The following is a 13,223-nucleotide window of genomic DNA, read 5'->3' as shown; positions in this document are numbered from 1 at the left end:
CGCCCGGCCGAAGGCCCCGCGATGAACGACCGGGCAGCGTCCTGCCGGCGTCGATCGCGGAGGCGGGTCCACCACCGGGCGTTCAGCGCAGCTGATGCCGCGACTTCTTGGCCTGCTTGCGCAACTGCAGGATCCGCGCGCCGCCGACGAGCGCGACCAGCGCGCCACCGGCGATCACGGAGAACAGCATCGCGACCGCCAGCGGCATGCTCCCGGACATGCCGAGGAAGTGCACGGTGGCCGTGTCCTGGTTCTGCAGGATGAACACGAGCAGGAACACCAGCACGATCAACGCGACGATGACGGCGATCCAGGTGCCGCTCACCCGCGTCCGTTTGAGCTTCGGGCCGGCTTCGAACTTACCGGCGTGGCGTGCGCCACCCGCGGTTTCGGACGGCTTGACGGGAACCTCGGCGGCGCCCTCCTCCGGCTGCGTCATGCAGGACAGTGTCCGCCGAAGCGGGCTTGATCGCGCTCTCAAGCGTCCGAACGGGTGACCTCGTCCGCCGCGCGCAACACGCGCAAGGTGTTCTTCCCGGCCAGTTTCGCGCAGTCCTCTTCGCTCCAGCCGCGTTCCAGCAGCGCGGCGAACAGCACCGGGTACTTGGAAACGTCTTCGAGGCCTTCGGGCAGCGTCGCGACTCCGTCGTAGTCGCCGCCGAGTCCGATGTGGTCGACGCCCGCGACTTCGCGCGCGTGCTCGATGTGCGCGACGACGTCGTCGATACCCGCCTTCGGCTTCTCGGGGCCGCCTCGTTCGGCGGTGAACTTCGTGCGCTGGTCGATGTTGCGGTAGTCCTTGCCCGCGGCTTCCATGTCCTGGCGGAGCTGGTCGTCCCACTCGGCGACCTTCGGCGAGATGAAGCCCGGCACGAACGTCACCATCGCGACGCCGTCCTTGGCGGCCAGGGTTTCCAGGACGTCGTCGGGGATGTTGCGGGGATGGTCGTTGACCGCGGTGCAGGAGGAGTGGCTGAAGATCACCGGCGCGGAACTGACCTCCAGCGCGGCGCGCATCGTGCTCGGCGCGACGTGCGAGAGGTCGACCAGCATGCCGATCTTGTTCATCTCGCGGACGACGTCGCGGCCGAATTCGGTGAGCCCGCCGTGCTCGGGTTCGTCGGTGCCGGAGTCGGCCCAGGTGGTGTTGTAGTTGTGCGTGAGCGTCATGTAGCGGACGCCGAGACGGCGCAGGATCCTCAGCACACCAAGGGATTCGGCGATGCTGTGGCCGCCCTCGGCGCCCAGCAGCGACGCGATCTTGCCGTCGCGGAAAGCGGCTTCGGCCTCGTCGGCGGTGTCCACGAGGGCGAGGCGATCGGGGTAGCGCTCGGCCATCTGGTGCACGATCTCGATCTGTTCGAGCACCGCCGTCACCGCGCTGTGGCCCTCGAACTGGCAAGGCACGTAGACGGACCAGAACTGCATCCCGAGCCTGCCTTCGGCGAGCTTCGGCAAGTCGGTGTGCAGATGCGGCTGACGGACCGTGAGATCCGTGCCGGCCACGGCCTCGACCGGGTCCGGCCCGGTCGTGACCCGCAGCTCCCATGGCAGATCGTTGTGCCCGTCCGCGAGGAGGACCCTGTCGAGCAGGGCCTGGGCGCGGACGAGGTCCCCGTTAGTCATCGGACGATGCTACGTTCGCGTGCTTTGCTCTCCCTGCTCCCCGTTGAGCCACCCCGCGGCCGCTACCGAACCGTTGCCGGTGACCTGGTGTCCGCCGGGATGGCGGTGGGCGACGACGTCCGCGCCGCGCTCGCGCAGGTCACGGGCGAGCATCTCCGCCGAAGCCAGCGGCGCCATCGGATCCTGCTCGCCGTTCGACAGGAAGACCCGGGTTCCGGACAGATCGTTCCGCGGCGGCTCCGGGAGCGGCGACATCGCCGCGAACAGCACGGCCTCTCGGACGGCGTCCGGGCGGAGCAGGGTCACCGCGGCGGCGATGTTGGCGCCGTTGGAGAACCCGATGGCGACCAGCCGCCGGTCACCGAGGCCGTACTCCTCACGCGAGGCGAGCACGAAATCGGCCAGCTGGTTCGCGCGGAAGACGACGTCCTCGTGGTCGAAAACGCCTTCCGCCAGCCTGCGGAACCACCGGGCCGCACCGTGTTCCGACACCGGCCCGGCGGGCGCGAGCAGCGCCGACTCCGGGCTCAGCCGCCGGGCGAGCGGCACGAGATCGTCCGGGCCGCCGCCGGTGCCGTGCAGGATCAGCAGCACCGGCTCGTCGGGCGCCCCTTCGACGTACTTGTGCTCCAAGGTGCTCATCGCGGGTTGTTCTCGCTCGGCAGGTCCAGCTTCGGCAGCATGGCCTCGATGTCTTCGCGTTTGGGCTCCAGCCACGGCGGCAGCTTCAGCGCGCGGCCGAGCTCCAGTAGCGGCTCGTCGATCGCGAAACCGGGTTCGTCGGTCGCGACCTCGAGCAGCGTGCCGCCCGGCTCGCGGAAGTAGATGGAGCGGAAGTACTGACGGTCCAAAATGGACGTCACGTTCACGCCGTCGTCGATCAGCTCGTCGCGCCAGGCGGCCTGGGTGTCCTCGTCCGGCGCGCGCCAGGCGACGTGGTGCACGGTGCCCGCCGCCACCAGCCCGCGCGGGGCGTCCGGCGTGACGAGGACGTCGACGAGCGCGCCGGGGCCGCCTTCGCCGGCGGAGAACCGCAGACGGTTGCCGTCCTGGTGGACGAAGGTCAGGCCGAGTCCGTCGGTCAGCATCCCGGCGGTCGCGTCCTCTTGGGACACCGACAGCGTGACGGAGTGCAGCCCGCGGATGGCGTGCTCGGCGGGGACCAGCTTCGTGTCCCACGGGTCACGCGGGTCGCCCTGCGGATGCGCGACGAGCGCGAGTTCGAGGCCGTCCGGATCGAGGAAGGTGAGCGTCTCCTCGCCGTCGGAGTTGCGGACCTGACTGGTCTCGACGCGGTTCTCGGCGAGGTGCCGCGTCCACCAGCCGAGCGAGGTCTCCGGCACGGAGAACGAAGTCGTGGTCGCCTGGCCGGTGCCGTGACGGCCCTTCGGCGCGTCCCGCCACGGGAAGAACGTCATCAGCGAGCCGGGCTTGCCCGACTCGTCGCCGTAGTAGAGGTGGTACGTGCCGGGATCGTCGAAGTTCACGGTGGTCTTCACCAGCCGCAGGCCGAGTGCCCGGGTGTAGAAGTCCGCGTTGCGCTGGGGGTCGCCACCGATGGCGGTGACGTGGTGCAGGCCCGAAGTCTTGATCGACATGGTGCCCTCCTCTGGAGCCGGTGAACTCAAGCTAACCCGATAACCTCTTGCGCGCAAGATATATTCCAGGAAGAGTTCTTGGTGTACCCTCGCTCGCGTGACAGTGGTGAAAGCGGAGGAACCGAACGACGACGAAGTGGTCACGTGGTGGGGTCTGGTGATCGAGGGCTACCTGGCCACCCAGGACAAGCTGATGGGCGAGATCGCCGAACGGTTCGGCCTGGCGCCGGCGTCGTTCGACATCCTGCTGCGGCTCGTGCGGTCACCGGAGCACCGGATGCCGATGACGCGCCTGGCCGTCGAGGCGGCGCTGTCGAGCGGCGGGTTCACCAAGGTCGCGGACCGGCTGGTCGCCGCGGACCTGATCTGCCGCGTGCCCAGCCCGGACGATCGCCGGGTCACGTTCGCGGCGCTCACCGACCACGGTCTCGACGTCGCCGAGAAGGCGCGGGAAGCGTGTGCCGAGATTTTGCGGCGCATCGTCCTGACCCCGCTCGGCGACGGCGCGCACGACCTGGCCGAGGCCATGCGAACCCTGCGCACCGTCAACGGCGCTTGACACCTTCGCCGTATCTCTCGTGATCAGACACGTAACTCGCGAGATACGCCTTCAATCACGTGAGTTACGCCTTCAATCACGCGAGTCCGCCTTCTGATCACGCGTGTCGTCCGCCTGATCACGTGTGTCGTCCGTTCGCTCACGCGAGCCTGGCTTGCGGCACCGGCGAACTCGCGTGATCAGGAAGCGAACTCGCGTGATTGGAGGCGTAACTCGCGTGATCAGGAAGCGAACTCGCGCGAGATCGGGGTCAGCCGGGCAGGGGCGAGGCCGGGTCCGGCTGGTACGTCCGGACCTCGTACATGTCCCGCACCAGTTCCCGGATGACGTTGCGCCGGATCTTCCCGGTCGCCGTCTTCGGCAGTTCGCCCAGCTCGACGATGCTCCGCGGCCGCTTGAAGGACGCCAGCCCGGCCCGGCAGAACTCGATCAGCTCGTCCGCGTCGAGCCTGCCGCCGGGCACGCCGACCACGCACGCGACCGGTTTCTCGATACCGTCGGCGTCGAAGGCGGCCACCACCGCGACCTCGGCCACCGCCGGATGCTGCAGCAGCCTGTCCTCGACCTCGGCGGGCGACACCCAGATCCCGCCCGGTTTCAGCATGTCGTTGAAGCGCCCGAGGCAGGTGTAACTCCCGTCGGCGTTGCGCACGAAGCTGTCGCCCGTCCGCAGCCATTCGCCCTGGAAGACGTGCTTCGTCGTCTCGTACCGCGCCCAGTACCCGGTCGCGATCGACGGCCCGGCGACGAACAGTTCACCGGGCTGCCCGTCCGGCACCGGCTCTCCCTGTTCGTCGCGCAGCGCGATCTCGTACCCCGGCACCGGCACCCCGGTGCTGCCCGGCCGGACCTGACGCGGCCGGTTGGACAGGAAGATGTGCAACGCTTCGGTCGAGCCGATCCCGTCGAGGATCTCGACGCCGAACCGGTCGCGGAACCGTTCGTACAGCACGGCGGGCAGCGGTTCACCCGCCGAAACCGCTTGGCGCACCGAGGAGAACGTGTCGTCGGGGATGTCGCTGGCGAGCAGCGCGGCGTAGAACGTCGGGACGGCGAAGAACAACGTCGGCCGCTCCGCGCGGACCCTGGCGGCGATCAGCCCCGGGGTCGGCCTCGCCGGTTCGAGCAGGGTCGTCCCGCCGGCCGTGAGCGGGAAGAACGCCGAATTCCCCAGCCCGTAAGCGAAGAACAGCTTGGGGACGGACAGGAACCGGTCGTTCGGGCCGATGTCCAGCACGCCGCGCGCGTACGTCTCGCAGACCGCCCGGATGCTCGCGTGGCGATGCATCGCGCCCTTCGGCTTGCCCGTCGTTCCCGACGTGTACAGCCAGAGCGCGGGCGAATCCTCCCAGGTCGGAGCCGGTTCGAAACCGTCGTCGTCCACTGTGGACAGTTCGCCCCACTCGTGCGCGCGGACCCCGGACGGCAGTTCGGCCGCCTTGGCCCGGTCCAGCACGACGTCGGTCACCTCCGGCGCCAGCCCCAGCGCGACCGTCGCCTGCGCGGCGAACTCGCCCGAAACACACAGGACCCTTGCCCGCGAATCGGCGAGCAGTTTGCCGAGGTCCAGCCCGGTGACCATGGTGGACACCGGCACGGCGACCGCTCCGGCCAGCATCGCGCCGAGGATCCCGGTGAGCAGTTCGACGTCGTCGACCATGCAGAACAGGACCCGCTCCTCCGGGCGGACGCCGATCGCCTTCAGCCCCGCCGCGACCCGGCGGCTTTCGGCCGCCAGCCCCGCGTACGTGAGGCTCCGCCTCGGGGAAACGACCGCGTCCTTCGCCCCGCGCCCTTCCGCCAGATGCCGGTCGAGCAGGTAGCTCGCCGCGTTGAAACCGGTAGCAGCAGCGGACACGGGCGCACCTTCTATCGGCTCAGCTCAGGTAAACGTATTCATAGTCGAACGGTTTCCCATTGATGCCCTGACGTGGCGGTGCCACCCAGCTCGCGATCTTTCCTCGCTCGTACACCGGGTGCATCAGCGATCGGACGAAGGTCAGGTCTTCGGGTGTGGGCAGCCACTTGCGTTTGCCGGCCAGCCAGGTCCGCTCGTCGACAACGGTGCCGTCGGGCGTCACATGGTGGCCGGAGTTTATGCCGACTTCGCGATTGAATCCAGGGTGCGGGAGGACGAATCGGAAGTCGACGCCCGCCTCGTCCAGGATCCTGTTCCAGCGGTTGACACCGGTCTGGCAGTCGGCGCGGTACTCCTCCCGCAGGTCGAGGTTCAGCAGCAGGATCGCGGCGAGTTCTTCGGTCTCCCAGGTGCCGTCGGCCCTCGGCCGGGACAGCGATCCGGCGGCGTCGGTGAGCTTGTGGTCGTCCTTGCGGCGGGCCTCCTGCCAGCGGCCTTTCAGCCCGGCGGTGTAGTAGTTCGCCGCGTTGGTCGACGTCTCGCCGCCGAACAGGTCGAGCGAGACGGTGTAGTGGAAGTTGAGGTAACGCTGGATGACGTCCAGTGGGATCCCGCCGTGCCCGGCGATGTCGAAGGTGTCGTGCTCGCGGATCAGTTCGGCACTGCGGGTGACCACCCGGTCGACCCCGGTGGTGCCGACGAACATGTGGTGCGCCTCTTCCTTGAGCATGAATTCACAAGTGCGGGAAAGCGGGTCGAAGCCGCTTTCCTTGAGCGTGCCGAGCTGGTATTTGCCATCACGATCGGTGAAATAGGTGAACATGTAGAACGCGAGCCAATCCGCGGTCTCCTCGTTGAAGGCGCCGAGGATCCGGGGCGCGTCCGGACTTCCGGAATTCCGGAGCAGCAATCCTTCCGCTTCGTCGCGGCCTTCACGGCCGAAGTAGGCGTGCAGCAGGTACACCATCGCCCACAGATGGCGGCCTTCTTCGACGTTGACCTGGAACAGGTTCCGCAGGTCGTAGAGGCTCGGCGCGGTGAGGCCCAGCAGTTTCTGCTGCTCGACCGACGCGGGTTCGGTGTCGCCCTGGATGACGATGAGCCGCTGCAGATCGGCGCGGTATTCGCCGGGCACCTGCTGCCAAGCGGGCTCGCCCTTGTGCTCGCCGAAGCCGATCACACGGTCCGGATCCGGCTCCGCGAGGAAGATCCCCCAGCGGTAGTCGGGCACGTCGACGTGGTCGAAATGCGCCCAGCCGTCCCGTCCGACGCTGACCGCGGTCCGCAGGTAGACCCCCTGCGTCCGCAGCGCGGGGCCCATTTCGCCCCACCAGTCCAGGAATTTCGGCTGCCAGCCCTCCAACGCGCGCTGGAGGCGCCGATCACCGGAGAGGTCGACGTTGTTGGGGATCTTGGCGTCGTAATCGATCTTGGTGGGCATCCGCTGTTCAAACCCGCTTCCTGTCGAAGACGGCCTTCTGGCCGGTGCCGTAGCGGCGCAGCGCGCCCTCGGGACCGGAGGCGTTCGGACGGGTGAAAATCCAGTTCTGCCAAGCGGCCAGGCGGCCGAAGATCTTGCTTTCCAGCGTCTCAGGGCCGACGAACCGGTGGTTCGCCTCCATTCCGGTCAAAGCGTCCGGGCTGAGCGAAGCCCGTCCTTCCAGCGCGATCCGGATCTCGTCCTCCCAGTCGAGGTCGTCCGGGGCGTCGGTGACCAGGCCGAGCTCGTTCGCTTCCGCCGGGCTCAGCGTTTTGCCGCGCACCTCCGCGAGCCGCGTGACGTGTTCCGGGTCGCCGAAGAACCGGGACTCGAGGCGGGTCAGGCCGTTGCCCATCGGGAAACGGCCGAAGTTGGCTTCCGACAACGTGATCGACGCACGTTCTTCACTGTCTTCGTCTTCGATCGGCGGACCGTCCAAGATGTACTGCCGGTCCGCGGCGAGCGCGAGCTCCAGCAGGAGCCCGGCGTAGCAGCCGCCCGGCTCGACGAGGGCGATCAGGCTGCGGCTGGTGACGTCCAGCCGCTTCAGCGTCCGCTTGAAGTAGTGGACGATTTCGTTGCTCAGACAGTCTTTCGCGTCGAACACGGCGCGTTCGTGTTCGAGGACCTTCGCCGGATCGCCTTCGGTGCGGAGCACCCACGTGCCGAGTTCGGGCTCGTTGGTGCGCAGGCGAAGGATCGCGTCGTCCAGTTCGCGGGTGACGTCGAGCAACCAGCCGTCGTCGTCCTCCGGACCCTTGACGGTGATCGTGGCCTCGGTCTTACCGCGGACGATGTCGACATAGCGATGCATGAGTGGCTTCAGTTCGACGCCTTCGCCGTCGAGCCGCTCGCTGGTCCGCGCGAACTCCTTCGCCCTGGCCAGCACGGCTTCGCGGAAACCCTGCCGCGGCACGAGTTCGTCGACGAGCCGCCAGTCGACCGCGGTCCGCCCCTTCACCCCGTCGGGGCGAGTGGCGAAGACGTCGGCGAGATCCCGCCGCACGCCGCGTTTGTCGACCACCCTGGTGAGCCCGCCGGTACCGGGCAGGACGCCGAGGAGCGGCACCTCCGGCAGCGCGACGGTCGAGGAGTTGTCGTCGACCAGCAGGATCTTTTCGCAGGCGAGCGCGATTTCGTAGCCGCCGCCGGCGCAGGTGCCGTTGACCGCCGCGACATAGATCTGCCCGGAGTGCGCGGTGGCATCCTCCATGGCGTTGCGGGTCTCATTGGTGAACTTGCAGAAGTTCACCTTCCACTCGTGCGACGACGAGGCCAGCATGCGGATGTTCGCGCCGGCACAGAAGACGTTGTCCTTCGCGCTGGTCACGATGACCACGCGGACCTCGGGATGCTCGAACCGCAGCCGCTGCGTCGCGTCGTACAACTCGATGTCGACGCCGAGGTCGTACGAGTTGAGTTTGAGCTCGTAACCCGGCACGAGACCGCCGTCCGCGTCGACGTCGAGTTCGAGCCACGCGACCTCGCCGTCGGTGGACAGCTTCCAGTGCCGGTAGCCGCTGGGATGACGTTCGAACGTCACCGATGTGGTCCGCGTCACCCTTCCGATTGTCTACATTGCACTGATAAGCGTCAATGTTATGTAGAAAGTTGGTCACGGAGCAGGTCGAGGAAACGAGCCCAGTCACCACCCTTGCGGATGACGGACGACAGGGCGCCGACCAGCAGATAGACGTCGGCGACCGTGCAGTCCGAGCGGAGGCGGCCTGCCGCCTGATCGTGGGCGATGACCTCGGCGACCACGGTTTCGAGCCGCTCGCGGGCGGTACCGCGCGGCTCGCTCCCGGGCCGCCCACGAGCCGAATCGATGGCGGCGGTAAGCCCGCGATCGCGGGACAACAGTTCGCCGACATACCGGAGATAGCACTCCAGGCCGGAACTTTCGCCGAAGCAGTGCGCCCGGGCGTACTCCTCGATCTCCGCGAACCGGTGTTCCGCCGCCGCCTCGACCAGCGCCTGGCGATCCGGGAAATGCCGGTACACCGTCCCCACGCCCACGCCTGCCGCGCGAGCGATCTCCGGCATCTGCACGTCGTCCCCACGTTCGGCGAACAACGCTCGCGCGGCATCGACCACCCGGGCCCGATTGCGTTCCGCGTCGGCTCGCGGCTTGGTTGACAACCTGCCCCCCTCGGGATTAAGTGGAAACGGAGTCCGTTTCCGAACGAAGGGGCAGCATAGCATGTCGAAGGACCGATTCCTCCTGCTCAAACCCGGTGAAGCCCGCCCCGGCCGCGTGCGGCTGCCGCCCGCGTTCAGCGTCAAGGCGATGACCGAGGACACCGAGACGAGGTTCTCGTTGCTGGAGGTCACCGTCGCCATGGACATCCCGCGGCACGTGCACCACGAGGCCGACGAGTGCATCTACGTCCTCGAAGGCGAACTCGGGATCGATTTCGACGACGAGAGCCACATCGCCGCGAAGGGCACCTTCGTCCTGCTGCCGCGCGGCGTCCCCCACGCCCTACGCCGCGTCTCCGAGCCGCCCCGCGTTCTGCAGATCTCCTCCCCCGGCGGTTGGGAGCACTATCTGGAGGACCTGTTCGAGGCAGGTCCGGCCGTCTTCACCGGCGGCGAGATCGATCCGGCGAAGATCAACAAGGTCGCCGCGCCGCACGGCATCACCTATGACGGCTAGGCCGTGCGTACGGGCACCCGGTTGAGTTTCGTCGCCGCCCAGGTCACGAACGCCCACAACGCCAGCGCGGCGGCCGTGTCGGTGTAGATCGTGGCGAACCAGAAGGCCGGGATCTGCGGCACGGCGACCAGGAAGTGGCCGAGGCTCGCGAGACCGGAGAGCGAGTAGACCATCAGGAAGGCGAGCGCCCGCCAGTAACGTCCGCGCAGGTAGTCGCGGTAGCCGAGCACGCCGAAGACCGTGAAGACGACGTACGCGACGACGACCAAGGTGGCGGCCATACCCACCGAGATCCCTTCGACCTGCGGGTAGTCCGCCGCCCTGATCACGTTGTGCGCGTAGTGCAGCGTGGTGGACAGCAGCGTGAAGGCCAGGATCAGCCGTAACGCGGTGAGTCCCCGGTCCTGAAGAGTTTCCATGTTCGCCCCCTTGCGACTTGATAGATCGCTCTAGCGAGAGCGTAGCCCATGGCGGGCGAGAGATGAAGGGACCTTTGCTACCGCGGGGCGGGCGGGTGTGTGGAAATAGAGACGTTGAGTGTCCCTATTTCCGCACACCCCTCACCCCGCGTAGCGACGCTGACCGACCGTGTGGATTTTGGGACATCTGACGCCCCAAAACCCACACGGTCACCTGAGACCACCGGGCCGACTCGCCCCCGAGCGCAGGCAACGCGCCCCGCGAGCTTTACGAGATCAGGCCCGCGCGTATCGCGGCAAGTGAGCGGGTAACCGGTGGAAGGCAAGGACCCGATCCATCGGAGGAACCATGTCCGACCAGGAAGACCGCGAAGCAGCCGACGGCCCGAGCCCGGCCGACGCCTCCGAAGAGGCCATCCAGCTCAGCAGGCCCGACGGCGGCGAGCCGGCCGACACCGAACCGGAGGAGATCGCCGAAGACGAGGGCACGCAGCGAGCCGCCGGGCCGGAGAGCCAAGCCGTCCACATCGAGGACGCGTAGCTCTTTTCACCCTGGCCGGTCACACTGTTCTGATGCCGGAGAAGATCGCCGACGTGAACGGCATCCAGCTGTGCCATGAGACGTTCGGACCGCCGGACGGCAGGCCGTTGCTGATGATCATGGGCCTGGCATCGCAGATGATCTGGTGGGACGACGAACTCTGCGAGAACCTCGCGGCCGAGGGGTTCTACGTCATCCGCTACGACAACCGGGACGCCGGCCGGTCCAGCCGGATGTCCGGCCGGGCGAACTTGCCGCTCGCGTACGCCCTGCGCTCGGCGCCGTACTCCCTGGCGGATATGGCGGGCGACGCCGCCGGGCTGCTGACCGCGCTCGGCGTGGGGAGCGCGCACGTCGTGGGCGCGTCGATGGGCGGGATGGTCGCGCAGACGCTCGCCATCGAGTACCCGTCGCGGGTGCGATCGCTGACGTCGATCATGTCGACCACCGGCAACCGGTTCGTCGGGCGGCCGAGCGCCAAGGCGATGGCGATGCTGCTTTCGGCGCCTCCACGCGGACGCGAGGAGTACGTCGATTCGCTGGTGCGCACCTTCCGCGTCATCGGCTCGCCCGGTTACCCGTTCGACGAGACGCGGATGCGGGAACGTGCGGAGCGGTCGTTCGATCGTGGCGTCGATCCCGGCGGGACCGCGCGGCAGCTGGCGGCGATCGTTTCGAGCCGGGATCGTTTTCGCGCGTTGCGGAAACTCGAAGTGCCCGCACTGGTCGTGCACGGTTCGAAGGATCCGCTCGTGCACGTTTCCGGCGGCCGGGCGACGGCCCGCGCGCTGCGAGAGTCCGAAGTGGACATCGTCCCCGGGATGGGGCACGACCTCCCGCGCGCGATCTGGCCGCGGCTGACGCGCGGTCTGATCCGCACGGCCGACCGCGCAGACGTCAAGGCCCGGCGAGTGTGATCGAGCCCAGATGCGAGAAATGCGCCGCCACCCGTGAACCCGGGCGCACGTCGACCGCGTCGGTCATCCCGCCGGTGAGCACGATCCAGCCCGGCTCCAGCGCGAGCCCTCGCGCGCCGAGGGTGTTGGCCGCCAGCGCCAGCGCTTCCGCCGGATGGCCCTGCACGGCCGCGCCGGTGGCGGTGTCGACGATGGCGCCATCGACCTCCAGCAGCGCCGCCTCCAGCGAAAGATCCATTGTGGACGGTTCGACGCCGACCGGGCCCAGCGTGAAGTACGCCGAGAAACCGTTGTCCGCCACTGCGTCCGGCAGCGTGCCCCGGTAGTCGCGGTAGCGGCTGTCGACGATCTCGATACCGCCGTGGACCCGGTCCACCGCCGCCATCGCGGTCGCCGCGGTGACCCCGGGTCCCGCGAGTCGTTCACCCAGAACGAAAGCCAGCTCGGGCTCCGCACGCGGGTGGATCAGCGGCGGCACCGGGACGCCGGCGGGCAGCACCATCGCGTCGGTCAGCCACGCGAGCAACGGCGAGTCGATCCCCATCCGCCGCCGCATCGCCCGCGAGGTCAGGCCCAGCTTGACACCGACCACCGTCTCGCCGCGCGCCCGCCGAAGCCGCAACGCCTCGTCCTGGATCGCATAAGCGGTATCGACGTCCAAATCGGGCCACGCGTCGGTCAGTGGTTCGCGTTCTTCCCCGGACAGCAGCGCTTCCGCCGCCTCCCGCACACCAAGGCTCACGGCCGTTCCTCCCCGGAGAACTTCGCGGTGACACTGCCGAGCCCCGCCATCGTCGCGACGACGGTGTCGCCGGAGCTCACCGGGATCGCCCGCGTCATCGAACCCGGCAGCACGACGTGCCCCGGTTCGAGCGCGACCCCGAGCGGTCCGACCGTGTTCGCGAGCCACACCAGGGCGTTCACCGGCGAGCCGAGCACCGCGCCGCCCGCCCCGGTCGCCGCGATCTCGCCGTTCTGGTGCAGGACACAGCCCACCAGCCGCAGGTCGATGTCGCCGATCGCGGTCGGCCTGCTGCCGAGGACGACACCGCCCGAGGACGCGTTGTCCGCGATGGTGTCGACGATGCTGATCTTCCAGTCCTGGATGCGGGAATCGACGATCTCCAGCGCCGGGACGACGAAGTCCACCGCCCGCAGGGCGTCCGCCACCGTGACGCCGGGGCCGCGCAGCCGTGAGCCGAGCACGAACGCGATCTCCGGTTCGATCCTCGGCTGAAGGAAACCGCCGATCGGGATCGGCTGGTGTTCGAGGTGGAACATCGAGGCGGTCAGATGGCCGTAGTCGGGCTGGTCGACACCCATCTGCCGCTGCATGGCGGCGGACGCGAGACCGACCTTGTGCCCGCGCACCTCGTCGCCGCGTTCTGCCCAGTGGCGGACGAGCCGCTGCTGGACGCGGTACGCGTCCTCCAGGGTCGCGGCGGGATACGTCTCGATGAGGGGCGCGATCGGCTTGCCGGTCTCGTACGCGCTGAGCAGCGCGGCCGCGGCCTCCTGCAGCGTGCTGGCGTCCATGGGCTCCTTCCGACAGCCGAACTCTGCCCC

Annotated in this window: 15 protein-coding genes; 4 read left to right on the top strand and 11 right to left on the bottom strand. The window is 68.4% G+C overall.

Translation table 11 applies throughout. From position 1 onward, the window contains the following. Positions 1-82 precede the first annotated feature (82 nt). The 4 genes from ACFVM3_RS24535 to ACFVM3_RS24520 are packed head-to-tail and all read right to left on the bottom strand — an operon-like array spanning position 83 to position 3,224. A complete protein-coding gene (locus ACFVM3_RS24535) occupies positions 83-439 on the bottom strand; it encodes a lipopolysaccharide assembly protein LapA domain-containing protein (RefSeq protein WP_378442058.1) in 357 nt (118 codons plus the stop codon). A gap of 38 nt (positions 440-477) precedes the next feature. After that, entirely contained in the window at positions 478-1,626 is a 1,149-nt protein-coding gene (locus tag ACFVM3_RS24530; RefSeq protein WP_378442056.1) for a dipeptidase, read from the bottom strand. Positions 1,627-1,635: 9 nt separating this feature from the next. After that, positions 1,636-2,268 carry an alpha/beta hydrolase gene (locus ACFVM3_RS24525; protein WP_378442055.1) on the bottom strand — a complete coding sequence of 211 codons (633 nt, stop codon included), beginning with the start codon at positions 2,266-2,268 and terminating at the stop codon, positions 1,636-1,638. Next, a complete protein-coding gene (locus ACFVM3_RS24520) occupies positions 2,265-3,224 on the bottom strand; it encodes a ring-cleaving dioxygenase (RefSeq protein WP_378442053.1) in 960 nt (319 codons plus the stop codon). Before ACFVM3_RS24520 ends, ACFVM3_RS24525 begins: the two co-directional genes overlap by 4 nt. 97 nt (positions 3,225-3,321) lie before the next feature. Between ACFVM3_RS24520 and ACFVM3_RS24515 the strand changes: the two genes are divergently transcribed. Continuing rightward, positions 3,322-3,783 carry a MarR family winged helix-turn-helix transcriptional regulator gene (locus tag ACFVM3_RS24515; protein WP_378442051.1) on the top strand — a complete coding sequence of 154 codons (462 nt, stop codon included), beginning with the start codon at positions 3,322-3,324 and terminating at the stop codon, positions 3,781-3,783. A 250-nt stretch (positions 3,784-4,033) separates the two neighbouring features. Here ACFVM3_RS24515 and ACFVM3_RS24510 read toward each other — a convergent pair whose 3' ends face one another. From ACFVM3_RS24510 to ACFVM3_RS24495, 4 genes are read right to left on the bottom strand one after another with little or no spacing between them, the layout of a single operon-like run. Then, positions 4,034-5,641: a benzoate-CoA ligase family protein gene (locus ACFVM3_RS24510; RefSeq protein WP_378442049.1), complete on the bottom strand. Its 1,608-nt coding sequence runs from the start codon at positions 5,639-5,641 to the stop codon at positions 4,034-4,036. A 19-nt stretch (positions 5,642-5,660) separates the two neighbouring features. Beyond that, positions 5,661-7,082 (bottom strand): benzoyl-CoA 2,3-epoxidase subunit BoxB, encoded by a 1,422-nt coding sequence (gene boxB / locus ACFVM3_RS24505; protein WP_034308181.1) that lies wholly within the window; start codon positions 7,080-7,082, stop codon positions 5,661-5,663. A 7-nt stretch (positions 7,083-7,089) separates the two neighbouring features. After that, entirely contained in the window at positions 7,090-8,682 is a 1,593-nt protein-coding gene (boxC, locus tag ACFVM3_RS24500) for a 2,3-epoxybenzoyl-CoA dihydrolase (RefSeq protein WP_378442047.1), read from the bottom strand. 38 nt (positions 8,683-8,720) lie between these two features. Next, positions 8,721-9,263, bottom strand: coding sequence for a TetR/AcrR family transcriptional regulator (locus ACFVM3_RS24495; protein ID WP_378442045.1), 543 nt, complete (start codon positions 9,261-9,263; stop codon positions 8,721-8,723). Between the two features lie 61 nt (positions 9,264-9,324). On the opposite strand from ACFVM3_RS24495, the gene ACFVM3_RS24490 reads away from it, so the two are divergent. After that, the gene (locus ACFVM3_RS24490) at positions 9,325-9,780 is read left to right on the top strand and encodes a cupin domain-containing protein (RefSeq protein WP_378442043.1); all 456 of its coding nucleotides are present in this window, start codon (positions 9,325-9,327) and stop codon (positions 9,778-9,780) included. Here ACFVM3_RS24490 and ACFVM3_RS24485 read toward each other — a convergent pair. Then, on the bottom strand, positions 9,777-10,199 hold the full coding sequence (locus ACFVM3_RS24485) for a hypothetical protein (RefSeq protein ID WP_378442042.1): 423 nt from the start codon (positions 10,197-10,199) through the stop codon (positions 9,777-9,779). The two genes, ACFVM3_RS24490 and ACFVM3_RS24485, sit on opposite strands and share 4 nt — an antisense overlap. 349 nt (positions 10,200-10,548) lie before the next feature. On the opposite strand from ACFVM3_RS24485, the gene ACFVM3_RS24480 reads away from it, so the two are divergent. Together ACFVM3_RS24480 and ACFVM3_RS24475 are read left to right on the top strand one after the other, a co-directional pair. After that, positions 10,549-10,740: a hypothetical protein gene (locus ACFVM3_RS24480; RefSeq protein WP_378442040.1), complete on the top strand. Its 192-nt coding sequence runs from the start codon at positions 10,549-10,551 to the stop codon at positions 10,738-10,740. 32 nt (positions 10,741-10,772) lie between these two features. Continuing rightward, complete coding sequence (locus ACFVM3_RS24475; protein ID WP_378442038.1) at positions 10,773-11,657, top strand: alpha/beta fold hydrolase; 885 nt, start codon at positions 10,773-10,775, stop codon at positions 11,655-11,657. On the opposite strand, the gene ACFVM3_RS24470 is transcribed toward ACFVM3_RS24475, so the two are convergent. Then, the gene (locus ACFVM3_RS24470) at positions 11,638-12,399 is read right to left on the bottom strand and encodes a 2-keto-4-pentenoate hydratase (protein ID WP_378442036.1); all 762 of its coding nucleotides are present in this window, start codon (positions 12,397-12,399) and stop codon (positions 11,638-11,640) included. The genes ACFVM3_RS24475 and ACFVM3_RS24470 overlap by 20 nt on opposite strands. Then, the gene (locus ACFVM3_RS24465) at positions 12,396-13,193 is read right to left on the bottom strand and encodes a 2-keto-4-pentenoate hydratase (RefSeq protein WP_378442034.1); all 798 of its coding nucleotides are present in this window, start codon (positions 13,191-13,193) and stop codon (positions 12,396-12,398) included. The genes ACFVM3_RS24470 and ACFVM3_RS24465 overlap by 4 nt, the downstream gene beginning before the upstream one ends. Between the last annotated feature and the right edge of the window lie 30 nt (positions 13,194-13,223).

The organism is Amycolatopsis sp. NPDC057786, assembly GCF_042797905.1.
Lineage (GTDB): Bacteria > Actinomycetota > Actinomycetes > Mycobacteriales > Pseudonocardiaceae > Amycolatopsis.
Note: the sequence above shows the minus strand (reverse complement) of the source record. Positions and strands in the feature narration are given on the sequence as shown.

What these genes read in the sequence shown, in the direction of transcription:
- ACFVM3_RS24535 (WP_378442058.1), bottom strand. Translation starts at nt 439, where the DNA reads ATGACGCAGCCGGAGGAGGGCGCCGCCGAGGTTCCCGTCAAGCCGTCC.
- ACFVM3_RS24530 (WP_378442056.1), bottom strand. Translation starts at nt 1,626, where the DNA reads ATGACTAACGGGGACCTCGTCCGCGCCCAGGCCCTGCTCGACAGGGTC.
- ACFVM3_RS24525 (WP_378442055.1), bottom strand. Translation starts at nt 2,268, where the DNA reads ATGAGCACCTTGGAGCACAAGTACGTCGAAGGGGCGCCCGACGAGCCG.
- ACFVM3_RS24520 (WP_378442053.1), bottom strand. Translation starts at nt 3,224, where the DNA reads ATGTCGATCAAGACTTCGGGCCTGCACCACGTCACCGCCATCGGTGGC.
- boxB (WP_034308181.1), bottom strand. Translation starts at nt 7,082, where the DNA reads ATGCCCACCAAGATCGATTACGACGCCAAGATCCCCAACAACGTCGAC.
- ACFVM3_RS24490 (WP_378442043.1), top strand. Translation starts at nt 9,325, where the DNA reads ATGTCGAAGGACCGATTCCTCCTGCTCAAACCCGGTGAAGCCCGCCCC.
- ACFVM3_RS24485 (WP_378442042.1), bottom strand. Translation starts at nt 10,199, where the DNA reads ATGGAAACTCTTCAGGACCGGGGACTCACCGCGTTACGGCTGATCCTG.
- ACFVM3_RS24480 (WP_378442040.1), top strand. Translation starts at nt 10,549, where the DNA reads ATGTCCGACCAGGAAGACCGCGAAGCAGCCGACGGCCCGAGCCCGGCC.
- ACFVM3_RS24475 (WP_378442038.1), top strand. Translation starts at nt 10,773, where the DNA reads ATGCCGGAGAAGATCGCCGACGTGAACGGCATCCAGCTGTGCCATGAG.
- ACFVM3_RS24465 (WP_378442034.1), bottom strand. Translation starts at nt 13,193, where the DNA reads ATGGACGCCAGCACGCTGCAGGAGGCCGCGGCCGCGCTGCTCAGCGCG.